Origin of the sequence: Pseudomonas quasicaspiana, from assembly GCF_021147825.1 — a bacterium.
In the GTDB taxonomy this organism is placed as follows: domain Bacteria; phylum Pseudomonadota; class Gammaproteobacteria; order Pseudomonadales; family Pseudomonadaceae; genus Aquipseudomonas; species Aquipseudomonas quasicaspiana.
The window spans coordinates 1-11,561 of sequence record NZ_JAGTPI010000104.1 but is presented as its reverse complement, the minus strand read 5'-3'; the positions used below and the strand labels follow the sequence as shown (position 1 = coordinate 11,561).

Sequence of the window (11,561 nt, the reverse complement as noted above, 5' to 3'; positions counted from 1 at the left end):
CGATTCGGTCTGTCAGTCGATGAATGTATCGACAGTACAGACGCCATCGCGGGCAAGCGCGCTCCTACAGGGTTAACTGCCAGCCCAACTATTTCACATTGACCCTGATCACCCGCGACTCAACCGAAGGATTCAGCGGAATGTGGCTCTTGTCGCCCACCAGCAACTGCAAGGTGTGAGGGCCAGGCGGCAAAGTGACTTCAGTTTCGGTCTGCCCTTTACCGAAATGACGGATGTTGTCAGTCATCGGCAGCGGTGTATTCAGGTCCGGCTGGTCTTTGACGTCGATCAGCAAGTGGTGATGGCCAGTTTCGGGAATGTCTACGCCAGCAGGCGCCACGCCCATGCCCTTGAGGCCAAACTGGACCTTGAACGTCCCCGGCACCGTCTCCCCATCCTTAGGCGAAATGATGTACACCTCGGCCCCGGCAGGTGATGGCGTGCGCGGTACGTCGGCAGCACTGGCCATCAGCGACGCCCCGAACAGCAGGCCTGCGAGAGCGGTTTTTGCAGAAAGGGTTTTCATGGGTTCTCCAGTCAGGCAGTCAGCCCTTGAATGGCATCCCTGTAACCATAGCGCGGCACTGGCTTAACGTTCTGGAGAAGCAGGCTTTATGACAAAGATTTCATGCAAACATCGTTTTGTAGGAGCTGCCGAAGGCTGCGAAGCATTCATCCTGACAGACCGCTATCGCAGCCTTCGGCAGCTCCTACAGGTCAAGCGTTTGTTGCACGACTGAGAGGCGCTTAAAACACCCCATCCCCACGTCGACGAAACCAGCCAGTCAATGAAAGCCGATCACGGCTGGCTGGCATCACCTCGTGGGGGATATCCCCAGACATGAATACCACCAGGCAGCCACCGGTTGGCTGCACGTCATATTCCACGCCGTCATCGAGGAACATGCGCAGCTGTCCACCATGCTCCGGCAGCCAGGCGTTGTTCAGATAAACCACCGCTGAGACCATACGCCGGTCGTCGTCGCGGAAGCGATCCACATGCTTGAGATAGAACGCCCCTGGCGGGTACAGAGCGAAATGGCTTTCGAAGTCTTCCAGCCCCAGAAACAAACCGCGATTCAGCGCCTGACGCAGACTGTCCATCAACCCCAGATAACGATCACAAGGCTCAGACTGCCCGGCCTCCAGCCACTGGATATGATCGCCACGAATCCCTTCGCGAATCTCTTGAAATGGCCCGCGTCCGACAGCAGCAGGCGCGAGTTCACCTTCGGCGGCACGCGTGCGGCACTCGTCGGCCAGCTCCAGCGTCAGGCTTTCAGGCAAGAAAATATTTTGCTGCGACCAGCCGCGGGCAGCGAGGTCGTCGACGATTCGAAGCAGCAGCGGATGATCAGAGGCGATTTGCATGGCGCATAGTATCCAGCCGCCCGGGAATCGGGAAGTGTCCGCACTCGACTGACCACTAAGTGAATGAAATTTCACAGGGGCGGCAAACTCATAACTCGACAAAGCCCCGTAACCACCGGGACAATAGCGACCTGCCGACAGGAGTCCCTATGCGCCGTTTGTTTGTTGTGTTGTTGATGTTCTGCACGATGCCCGCCTGGGCAGACAGCTATGACCAGTTGTACAAGGTCGCCGGCTGGCCAGAACAGCGCGCGCATTTCAACGACGCCCTCAAAGCTGCGCAACAACGCTATCGCAACAGCCTGCCACCTGCGGTATTTCAAGCGCTGGTCAACAACAGCAATCAGCGTTTCGCCCCTCAAGCCATGGATCAACGCGCCGAACAGCGCCTGCGCGAAAGTCTGCGCAACCCCAACCCTGCGCTGCAGTTCTTCCAGTCTCCGCTGGGGCGCAAGATCGTCAACGCCGAATTGACCGCCACTCGCCCTGACCAGTTGGCAAAAAATGCCAAAGGCCTGCCACAGATTCAGGCCGACGCTACTCGCCAACTGTTGATCGGTCACCTCGCCCAGGCACTGCCCGCCAAGCAGGCAGGTGCTGAAGTCAGTCTGGCGATTGCCGGTGTGGCCGCCGACAGCCTGAGCCAAATGATTCCTGGATTGCTGGGCGGCGGTCAGGCTCAGGGCATGCTCGACGGTCAGCGCGAACGTCTAATGGCGCAGATCGAGGCAGACATGAACAACACCTTGCTCTACGTCTACCGCGACCTCTCCGATCCGGAACTGGAAGAGTTTTCCACTTTTGCTGAATCCGCCGACGGCAAGGCTTACTACCAGGCCGCACTGGCGGCGATACGCGCCGGGCTGGCCGTTGGGCAAAGCTCGTCGAGCCTGGCACCTTAAAAACCCCGTTTTTTCAGCCTGCCGATGACAAGACCCGCAGCTCTGTCGCGGAATAACATCAGCCCATCTGGCGGTCCAGAAACGCGAAATAAAGTGCGCGAGTCTCAGGCGTTTCGTTCGCCAGATGATGGCGCGCATTGTCGATCATCAGCACTTTTGGCTCCGCAAATTTCTCGTTCAGCACTTTCAGGTTATGACGCCAGTCAACGGTCATGTCGGCGTCACCCTGGATAATGATCGGGCTGCGTGAGCTTGAAGGGGCGGACTCTATGCGCTTGATCCAGCGCGCCAATGCGCCGACCCAGGCAGTCGGCAAACGACGTGGTTGCAAGGGATCTGCCAACAGAAACGGCAGAAACGCAGGGGCGTTGGAGTTTTCGCTGAAGCGCCGGGCGATGCCCGTGACGAAGGGATTGAGCAGTTGATAGCTCAGCTTTGACCACCCCCACGCCCGAGGCCTGACCAGTGGCGCAAGCAGAATGACCTGACCTTGAGCGGGACTTTCAACGCCACGATCAAGCAAATGGTCGATCAGAATCGCAGCCCCCGTGCTTTGCCCGCAAAGGTGCCATGGCGTGGGCAACTGCAGTGTGCGTGCCTCCTCGAACAAGCGTTGCAGGACGGCCTGATACTCGGCGAAGTCGTCGATGCTGGCGCGCGCACCGCTGGACAGGCCGTGACCGGGCAAATCACACGAGATCACCGCAAAACCCTTGCTCAGCGCCCACTCGATCACATGCCGGAACAGGCCCATGTGGTCATAAAAGCCATGCATGAAAAACAACGTCGCCACGGGTTTATCCGGAATCCAGACCTGCCCGACAATCTCATAACCACCCACATCCATTCTGCCCAGCCAGGTGCGCAGTGGACGCTCCAGCCCCAACCTGTCCAGCACGTAAAAGCGCTGGTACGCCAAACCCTCCGCAGACAGCGGCTGGGCAGCGCTCAACGGTTTCAGACTGTTGCGCAGGGCGTCGGGGTCAAACGTGGCAGACATGGGTTTTCCGGAAGGACGATAAACGGTGCAGGGATATTCAGCTGTATCCCTGAACATCGCAAGCCGGGCCCGCCCAAACAGCTGCAAATGGTTCTCACAGGATTGCATTCAAATGTGAATCAATGCGTCTAGCCGTCCAACATGCCCTCCAATATGCCTACAATCGCGCCTTGTCGCCTTATCTGAGAAGCCGGATGAAACGCAGCCTGTCTATCCTTGTATTCATCATCGCCCTCGTCATTGGCGCGAGCGCCTGGTATCTGCACAGCAAGCAACCTCAGCGTGACGGTGAGCTATCCCTCGCTCACCTCCAGGCGCCAGTCAGCGTGCGTTATGACGAGCGCGGCGTGCCGCATATTCGCGCCGAGAACGAAGCTGATCTGTATCGCGCACTGGGTTATGTGCAAGCTCAGGACCGACTGTTCCAGATGGAGATGATGCGTCGCCTGGCACGGGGCGAACTGGCTGAAGTGCTGGGCCCAAAACTGGTCGCGACGGACAAGCTGTTCCGCAGCCTGCGTATTCGTGAACACGCCGACGACTATGTCGCCCGCCACGACAAAGACACACCGACCTGGAAAGCCCTGCAAGCCTACCTTGACGGCATCAACCAGTATCAGGACAGCCACGCCAAACCGCTGGAGTTCGATCTGCTGGGCATCCCCAAACGACCGTTCACCGCAGAGGACACACTGAGCGTCGGCGGTTACATGGCCTACAGTTTTGCCGCTGCCTTTCGTACCGAGCCTTTGCTGACCTACGTGCGTGACGAACTGGGTGCCGACTACCTGAAAGTCTTCGACCTCGACTGGCAGCCACAGGGCGTTCTTGATCAGCCAGCCAGGCTTTCAAGCAGCGACTGGAAAAACCTCAATCAGCTCGCGTACCTGAGCAGCCAGGCACTTGAAAAAGCGGGTTTACCTCAGTTCGAAGGCAGTAATGCATGGGCGGTTTCCGGCAATAGAACCAAAAGCGGCAAACCGTTACTGGCGGGCGATCCGCACATCCGCTTCTCGGTGCCGGCGGTGTGGTACGAAGCCCATCTGTCCGCGCCGGGCTTTGAGCTGTACGGTCATCATCAAGCGCTCAACCCTTTCGCGTTCCTGGGCAACAACATGGACTTCGGCTGGAGCCTGACCATGTTCCAGAACGATGACCTGGACCTGATTGCCGAGAAGACCAATCCGCAGAACCCCAATCAAGTCTGGTATCACGGGGAGTGGGTCGACATGACCACCACCGAACAACAGATTACGGTCAAAGGCGAAGCGCCGGTCACACTGACGCTGCGCAGGTCGCCTCATGGTCCGATCGTCAACGACGTGATGGGTGTCACCGCAAGCACCACACCGGTTGCCATGTGGTGGTCATTCCTGGAGTCGGAGAACCCGATTCTGGAAGGCTTCTACGAAGTAAACCGTGCCGATACGCTGGATAAAATGCGCGCCGCGGCCGAGAAAATTCAGGCACCGGGGCTGAACATCGTCTGGGCCAATGCCAAAGGCGATATCGGCTGGTGGGCCGCGGCGCAGCTGCCTGTTCGCCCGGAAGGGGTCAACCCGAACTACATCCTCGATGGCAGCACTGAGCAAGCCGACAAGCTGGGCTTTTACCCCTTCAGCGCCAACCCTCAGGAAGAGAACCCTGCGCGCGGCTACATCGTCTCGGCCAACTTCCAGCCACTCTCGCCCACCGGCATGCAAATCCCCGGTTACTACAACCTGGCTGATCGCGGCCAACAGCTGAACCAACAGCTGAGTGATGCCTCGGTGAAATGGGGTCTGGACAACAGCAAAGCGCTGCAACTGGGCACGAAAACTGAGTATGCCAATCGGGTTTTACAGCCTTTGCTTCCAGTCCTCCGCGAGGTCATCAGTGACCCGGAAGAGAAAGCGCTGGTAGAGCGACTGGCCAACTGGAAAGGCGACTACACGGTTGATTCGGTAGGCGCGACGTTATTCAACCAGTTCCTCTTCGACCTGAGCGAAGAAGTCTTCCACGATGAGCTGGGCGATGGTCTCTTTGAAACGCTGCTATCAACAAGGGTGATCGATGCTGCCCTGCCCCGCGTAGCCGCCGACGCCAGTTCGCCGTGGTGGAACAATCGTAATTCGCCGCTCGAAGAGAACCGCGCCAACACCGTCAAAGTCGCGTGGCACGCCACGGTGTCGCACCTGAAATCCACATATGGGCTCAACGCGGACGAATGGCGCTGGGGCAAAGCCCACACCCTGACCCACGCTCATCCGCTGGGCACGCAAAAGCCGCTGGATACGCTATTAAACGTCGGTCCGTTCGCAGCGCCAGGCACTCATGAAGTGCCGAACAATCTTTCGTCACGCATCGGACCTGCGCCTTGGCCAGTGACCTACGGCCCCTCAACCCGCCGCCTGATCGACTTCGCCGACCCGGCCCACGCGCTCGGCATCAACCCCGTCGGACAGAGCGGCGTGCTGTTCGACAAGCATTATTCGGATCAGGCACAGACCTACATCAACGGCGAGTACGTGCCGCAGCATCTGAGCGAAGAGGATGTGGCGAAGAATGCACAAGGCACCTTGAGGTTGATGCCGGGGCACTGATTAAGCGGCGGCGGAGATTTACCCTGTGGGAGCGAATTCATTCGCGAATGGGCGGCACATTCAAAATATCTTTGTCTGATGTACCGCATTCGCGAATAAATTCGCTCCCACTAGGTTCACGTCGTGCCAACTGATACTAAACCGGCGCAGCCGCGCGGCGTGGGTCGGGCTGTTTGTAGCTATCAGCCGCGCTTTCTTCGATGGCTTGCTGGATGGCTTTCTTGCGCTGTTGCTCGGCACGGCGGCTGAAGAACCAGACCAGGAAAGTTGCGCACGAAACGGCCAGCAGAATCAGGCTCGCGACGGCGTTGATTTCCGGCTTAACACCCAGGCGTACAGCGGAGAAGACTTCCATCGGCAAGGTCGTTGAACCCGGACCAGAGACAAAGCTCGCCAGTACCAGATCGTCCAGCGAAAGCGCAAAAGACATCATGGCCCCCGCCGCCAGCGAAGGCGCGATCATCGGGATGGTGATCAGGAAGAACACCTTCCAGGGCCGCGCACCAAGATCCATGGCAGCTTCTTCGATGGACAAGTCCAGCTCACGCAACCGTGCCGAAACCACCACGGCCACATAAGCCGCGCAGAACGTGGTGTGAGCGATCCAGATGGTGACGATGCCCCGCTCTTGCGGCCAGCCGATCAACTGGGCCATGGCCACGAACAGCAGCAACAGCGACAGGCCGGTAATCACTTCAGGCATGACCAGCGGCGCCGTCACCAGCCCACCGAAAAACGTGCGGCCTTTGAAGCGTGTGATGCGGGTCAACACGAACGCTGCCATGGTACCCAGAGCTACCGCTGCAATCGCCGTGTAGGTGGCGATTTCCAGAGAGCGCATCACCGAGCCCATCAGTTGCGAGTTATCCAGCAGCCCGACATACCAGTGCACCGACCAGCCACCCCAGACCGTGACCAGTTTGGAGGCGTTGAACGAGTAGATGACCAGAATCACCATCGGTGCATAGATGAACAGCAGCCCAAGGACCAGCATCATGTTTGAGAATCGAAAGCCTCTCATGCCCTGCCCTCCAGCTCTTTGGCCTGACTGCGGTTGAACAGAATGATCGGCACGATCAGGATCAACAGCATGATCACCGCCAACGCCGAAGCCACCGGCCAGTCACGGTTGTTGAAGAACTCTTGCCACAACACGCGGCCAATCATCAGGGTTTCCGGCCCGCCCAGCAGCTCAGGAATAACAAACTCACCAACCACCGGAATGAACACCAGCATGCAACCCGCAATGACGCCGTTCTTGGACAGCGGCACGGTGATCTTCCAGAAGCTGTTGAAGTTACTCGAGCCCAGGTCAGACGCCGCCTCAAGCAGGCTTGCGTCATGTTTAACCAGGTTGGCGTACAGCGGCAGGATCATGAACGGCAGGTACGAATACACCACGCCGATATAGACGGCCAGATTGGTATTCAGAATCTGCAACGGCTCGTCGATGAGGCCCAGCCACATCAGGAACGCATTGAGCAGCCCGTTATTGCTGAGGATGCCCATCCACGCGTACACCCGGATCAGAATCGCGGTCCAGGTCGGCATCATGATCAACAGCAACAGCACGGTTTGCAGTTCCTTGCGTGCGGTCGCAATGGCATAGGCCATCGGGAAGCCGATCAACAAGCACAGCAAGGTGCTGAAGAACGCCATTTTCAGCGAGCCCAGATACGCCGAAATGTACAGGTCATCGCCTGTCAGCAACGCGTAGTTGGCGAAGTTGAGGATGACCTCGAACTTCTGCTCGGCGTAGCTGAAGATTTCGGTGTAGGGCGGAATCGCCACGTCGGCTTCGGCAAAACTGATCTTGATGACGATCAGAAACGGCAGAGCAAAGAAAAGAAACAGCCAGAGGAACGGCGCTCCAATGACGAGCTGCCGGCCGTTGGGGGTTATCCGCCCCAGAGCACGCTTGATTTTGCGTATCTTCATGAGCGCAATACCACGCCGCTGTCGTCTTCCCACCAGACAAACACTTCATCGCCCCAGGTCGGTCGTGTGCCTTGGCGCTCGGCGTTGGCAACGAACGACTGCACCAGCTTGCCGCACGGCAGTTGCACGTAGAACACCGAATGGCCGCCCAGATACGCGATGTCGTGGACTTTGCCCCGCGACCAGTTGTATTCGAAGCTCGGCTGCTCTGTGGTGACCAGCAGTTTCTCCGGACGCAACGCGTAGGTGATGTGTTTGTCTTCCACCGAGGTCGTCACGCCGTGGCCGACGTAGATATTGCGCTCCAGCTCGGGGCTGCGAATCAGGGCATGGCCTTCCATGTCCTCGATCACTTCGCCTTCGAACAGGTTGACGTTACCAATGAATTCGCAGACCAGGCGGCTGGTCGGGGTTTCGTAGATGTCGATCGGGCTGCCGATCTGAGCGATCCACCCCAGGTGCATGATCGCGATGCGTTCAGCCATGGTCATGGCTTCTTCCTGGTCGTGGGTCACCATCACGCAGGTCACGCCGACCCGCTCGATGATCTCCACCAGTTCCAATTGCATCTGCGAACGCAGTTTCTTGTCCAGCGCGCCCATCGGCTCGTCGAGCAACAACAGCTTGGGCTTCTTCGCCAGGGAACGAGCCAGCGCCACACGCTGACGCTGACCGCCAGACAATTGATGAGGCTTGCGACGCGCATACTGGGTCATTTGCACCAGCTTGAGCATTTCAGCGACGCGCTCGGTGATTTCCGCCTTGGGCAGCTTGTCCTGCTGAAGACCGAACGCGATGTTCTGCTCCACCGTCATGTGCGGAAACAGCGCGTAGGACTGGAACATCATGTTGATCGGACGCTCGTACGGCGGCATGTCGGTGATATCGACGCCATCGAGGAAGATCCGCCCTTCTGTCGGCCGCTCGAAACCGGCCAGCATGCGCAGCAGCGTTGACTTGCCGGAGCCGGAACCGCCCAGCAAGGCGAAAATCTCGCCCTTGTTGATTTGCAGGGACACGTCGTCCACGGCAATCGTCTCATCGAATTTCTTCGTGACCCGATCGATTTTGACCAGCACCTGCTTGGGTTGCTGATCGCCTTCGAGTGATTTCTTGTAGGCGCCGGAGGCAACTGCCATGGGTGAAACTCCCAACTGGTTTGCAGCCCGGTCTGCATGACCGGGCGCGGGGTCTTTTATTTACCGGATTTGATTCGGGTCCAGCTGCGCGTCATGACGCGCTGAATCTTCGGCGGCAACTCGGAATTGACGTACAGGCGCTCCTGCACTTCCTTGGACGGATAGACCGCCTCATCCGCGCGAATGTCCTTGTCCATGAATTCGTCTGAAGCCGGGTTCGGGTTGGCGTAACCCACTTCGTCACTGACCTCAGCGATCACCTTAGGCTCAAGCATGTAATTGATGAATGCGTGGGCCTGTTTGGTATTTTTCGAGTCCGCAGGGATCGCCAGCATGTCGAACCACAGGTTGCCGCCCTCTTTCGGGATGCTGTAGGCGATGTTCACGCCTTTGCCTGCTTCCTCCGCCCGGGATTTGGCCTGGAACACGTCGCCCGAGAAACCGGCCGCTACGCAGATATCGCCATTGGCCAGATCGGTGATGTATTTGGAGGAGTGGAAATAAGTCACGTAAGGACGAATCTCCATCAGCTTGGCTTCGGCCTTTTTATAGTCGGCTTCGTTCGTGCTGTTGGGGTTCAGGCCCAGATAATTGAGCATGGCCGGGAGCATTTCATCGGCAGAATCGAGCATGGCTACGCCACAGCTCTGCAGCTTCTTGATGTTTTCAGGTTCGAACAGCACCGACCAGGAGTCGATCTTGTCGACACCCAATACCGCTTTGACTTTCTCGACGTTGTAACCGATGCCGTTGGTGCCCCACAGATACGGCACAGCGTACTGGTTACCCGGATCGTTTTTCTCCAAACGCTTGAGCAGCGCCGGGTCGAGATTCTTGTAGTTCGGCAGCTGGCTCTTGTCGAGCTTCTGGAACGCGCCCGCTTTGATCTGCTTGCCGAGGAAGTGGTTGGACGGCACGACAACGTCATAGCCCGTGCGGCCCGCGAGCAGCTTGGCTTCCAGGGTTTCATTGGAGTCGAACACGTCGTACATCGGCTTGATGCCGGTGGTTTTTTCGAAGTCTTCGAGGGTGGTTTTGCCGATGTAATCGGACCAGTTATAAATATGCACGGTGGGTGCGGCGTGCGCTGCGACGGTAGCTGTCAGCGTGGCGGCGGCGAGCATGGATTTGGCAAATAAAGAAATAGACACGTGAACAATCCTTTTTGAGGTGGGGTCTGGTGCCCGTGTCGGAAAGTTGAGCAGATCAGGTCGGAAAAATCCGGGGGCGCAACTTACCGTTGTTGACCGCGTATCGCAAAAAAACTTTATGTGACAGTGCCTTGGACTTACCTGTAGGAGCTGCCGAAGGCTGCGATGCAATGTCTCTGACACACCGCTATCGCAGCCTTCGGCAGCTCCTACAGGTTTTCCGTCAGCCGGGATTATTTACCCGACTTAATCTTGGTCCAGCTGCGGGTCATGATCCGCTGGGTGGCGGCTGGCAAGTCAGCGATGGCGTAAAGCTTGGCAAGCACATCAGCAGGTGGGTAAACACCCGGGTCGCTGGTGATGTCTTTATCGACCAGGGCCGTTGCCGCCGAGTTACCGTTCGGGAAGCGGACTTCGTTGGTGATCTCGGCCATGATTTCCGGCTGCAGCAGGAAGTTCATGAACTTGTAGGCACCGTCGACGTTTTCCGCGTCTTTAGGGATTGCCACCATGTCGTAGAAGCTGCCAGCACCTTCTTTCGGAATGTTGTAGCTGACTTTCACCTTGCCACCGGCTTCTTCAGCGCGGGATTTGGCCTGATAGATATCGCCCGAGTAACCCACGGCGACGCAGATGTTGCCGTTGGCCAGGTCGGAGATGTATTTCGAGGAGTGGAAATAGCCAATCGAAGGACGGATTTTCATGAACAGCGCTTCGGCTTCAGCCAACTGTTTCTTGTCCTGGCTGTCGGTTGGATAACCGAGGTAGTGCAGGGCAATCGGCAGCATTTCGGTTGGCGAATCGAGGAAGCTGATGCCACAGGATTTCAGCTTCGCGGCGTTCTCTGGCTTGAACAGCAAGTCCCAGGAATTGACCGGAGCGTCGGCACCCAATGCGGCTTTGACTTTGTCCGGGTTGATACCGATACCAATCGAACCCCACATGTACGGGAAGGCGTGCTTGTTGTCCGGGTCGCTGACCGACACGGCTTTGAGCAGGTCGGTGTTCAGGTTTTTGTAGTTGGACAGCTTGGACTTGTCCAGCGGCTGGTAAACCCCGGCTTTGATCTGCTTGGCCAGGAAGTTGTTCGACGGCACGACGATGTCGTAACCGGACTTGCCGGCAAGCAGCTTGGCTTCCAGGGTTTCGTTACTGTCGAACACGTCGTAAACGACTTTGATGCCCGACTCTTTTTCGAATTTGGAGATGGTGTCCTTGGCGATGTAATCGGACCAGTTGTACACGTGCAGCACTTTGTCGTCGGCCTGCGCAGCAGCGGCCACGACACCCATGAGGGACAAAGCGAGGAGGGTCTTGCCAAATTTCTTCATGTGTACAACTCCAGTGTTATTAGGTAGCGGCTTCTAGCCATTAGTCTGGCAATTTCCGGGGCACGCTTTCAAGCTTTCATGTGGGAGCCGGGCTTGCCCGCGATAAGGCTGGACGCGGTTCACTTTAGATCGCGTCCAGCCTTATCG

10 protein-coding genes are annotated in these 11,561 nt (G+C 57.7%); 2 read left to right on the top strand and 8 right to left on the bottom strand.

Annotated elements, in window-relative coordinates:
* Window positions 1-88: 88 nt before the first annotated feature.
* Together KDX30_RS28955 and KDX30_RS28950 are read right to left on the bottom strand one after the other, a co-directional pair.
* Entirely contained in the window at window positions 89-526 is a 438-nt protein-coding gene (locus KDX30_RS28955; protein ID WP_231678205.1) for a DUF4399 domain-containing protein, read from the bottom strand.
* A 221-nt stretch (window positions 527-747) separates the two neighbouring features.
* Window positions 748-1,371, bottom strand: coding sequence for a 2OG-Fe(II) oxygenase (locus KDX30_RS28950; RefSeq protein WP_099267920.1), 624 nt, complete (start codon window positions 1,369-1,371; stop codon window positions 748-750).
* A 149-nt stretch (window positions 1,372-1,520) separates the two neighbouring features.
* Between KDX30_RS28950 and KDX30_RS28945 the strand changes: the two genes are divergently transcribed.
* A complete protein-coding gene (locus KDX30_RS28945; RefSeq protein WP_027900687.1) occupies window positions 1,521-2,273 on the top strand; it encodes a DUF2059 domain-containing protein in 753 nt (250 codons plus the stop codon).
* Between the two features lie 58 nt (window positions 2,274-2,331).
* On the opposite strand, the gene KDX30_RS28940 is transcribed toward KDX30_RS28945, so the two are convergent.
* A complete protein-coding gene (locus KDX30_RS28940; protein WP_231678204.1) occupies window positions 2,332-3,273 on the bottom strand; it encodes an alpha/beta hydrolase in 942 nt (313 codons plus the stop codon).
* Between the two features lie 194 nt (window positions 3,274-3,467).
* Here KDX30_RS28940 and KDX30_RS28935 point away from each other — a divergent pair, with 194 nt between their 5' ends.
* Complete coding sequence (locus KDX30_RS28935; protein WP_231678203.1) at window positions 3,468-5,855, top strand: penicillin acylase family protein; 2,388 nt, start codon at window positions 3,468-3,470, stop codon at window positions 5,853-5,855.
* A 136-nt stretch (window positions 5,856-5,991) separates the two neighbouring features.
* Here KDX30_RS28935 and KDX30_RS28930 read toward each other — a convergent pair whose 3' ends face one another.
* The 5 genes from KDX30_RS28930 to KDX30_RS28910 form a co-directional block, all read right to left on the bottom strand.
* Window positions 5,992-6,876: an ABC transporter permease subunit gene (locus tag KDX30_RS28930; RefSeq protein ID WP_027900691.1), complete on the bottom strand. Its 885-nt coding sequence runs from the start codon at window positions 6,874-6,876 to the stop codon at window positions 5,992-5,994.
* The gene (locus tag KDX30_RS28925) at window positions 6,873-7,793 is read right to left on the bottom strand and encodes an ABC transporter permease subunit (RefSeq protein ID WP_122397864.1); all 921 of its coding nucleotides are present in this window, start codon (window positions 7,791-7,793) and stop codon (window positions 6,873-6,875) included. Before KDX30_RS28925 ends, KDX30_RS28930 begins: the two co-directional genes overlap by 4 nt.
* Window positions 7,790-8,932 carry a polyamine ABC transporter ATP-binding protein gene (gene potA / locus KDX30_RS28920; protein WP_027900693.1) on the bottom strand — a complete coding sequence of 381 codons (1,143 nt, stop codon included), beginning with the start codon at window positions 8,930-8,932 and terminating at the stop codon, window positions 7,790-7,792. The genes KDX30_RS28925 and potA overlap by 4 nt, the downstream gene beginning before the upstream one ends.
* A 56-nt stretch (window positions 8,933-8,988) precedes the next feature.
* A complete protein-coding gene (locus KDX30_RS28915) occupies window positions 8,989-10,083 on the bottom strand; it encodes a polyamine ABC transporter substrate-binding protein (RefSeq protein ID WP_122807168.1) in 1,095 nt (364 codons plus the stop codon).
* 233 nt (window positions 10,084-10,316) lie between these two features.
* A complete protein-coding gene (locus KDX30_RS28910; RefSeq protein WP_027900695.1) occupies window positions 10,317-11,414 on the bottom strand; it encodes a polyamine ABC transporter substrate-binding protein in 1,098 nt (365 codons plus the stop codon).
* Window positions 11,415-11,561 lie beyond the last annotated feature (147 nt).

Bases quoted from the DNA above. Each gene is read 5' to 3' on its own strand.
- KDX30_RS28955 (WP_231678205.1), bottom strand. From the start codon at position 526: ATGAAAACCCTTTCTGCAAAAACCGCTCTCGCAGGCCTGCTGTTCGGG.
- KDX30_RS28950 (WP_099267920.1), bottom strand. From the start codon at position 1,371: ATGCAAATCGCCTCTGATCATCCGCTGCTGCTTCGAATCGTCGACGAC.
- KDX30_RS28945 (WP_027900687.1), top strand. From the start codon at position 1,521: ATGCGCCGTTTGTTTGTTGTGTTGTTGATGTTCTGCACGATGCCCGCC.
- KDX30_RS28940 (WP_231678204.1), bottom strand. From the start codon at position 3,273: ATGTCTGCCACGTTTGACCCCGACGCCCTGCGCAACAGTCTGAAACCG.
- KDX30_RS28935 (WP_231678203.1), top strand. From the start codon at position 3,468: ATGAAACGCAGCCTGTCTATCCTTGTATTCATCATCGCCCTCGTCATT.
- KDX30_RS28930 (WP_027900691.1), bottom strand. From the start codon at position 6,876: ATGAGAGGCTTTCGATTCTCAAACATGATGCTGGTCCTTGGGCTGCTG.
- KDX30_RS28925 (WP_122397864.1), bottom strand. From the start codon at position 7,793: ATGAAGATACGCAAAATCAAGCGTGCTCTGGGGCGGATAACCCCCAAC.
- potA (WP_027900693.1), bottom strand. From the start codon at position 8,932: ATGGCAGTTGCCTCCGGCGCCTACAAGAAATCACTCGAAGGCGATCAG.
- KDX30_RS28910 (WP_027900695.1), bottom strand. From the start codon at position 11,414: ATGAAGAAATTTGGCAAGACCCTCCTCGCTTTGTCCCTCATGGGTGTC.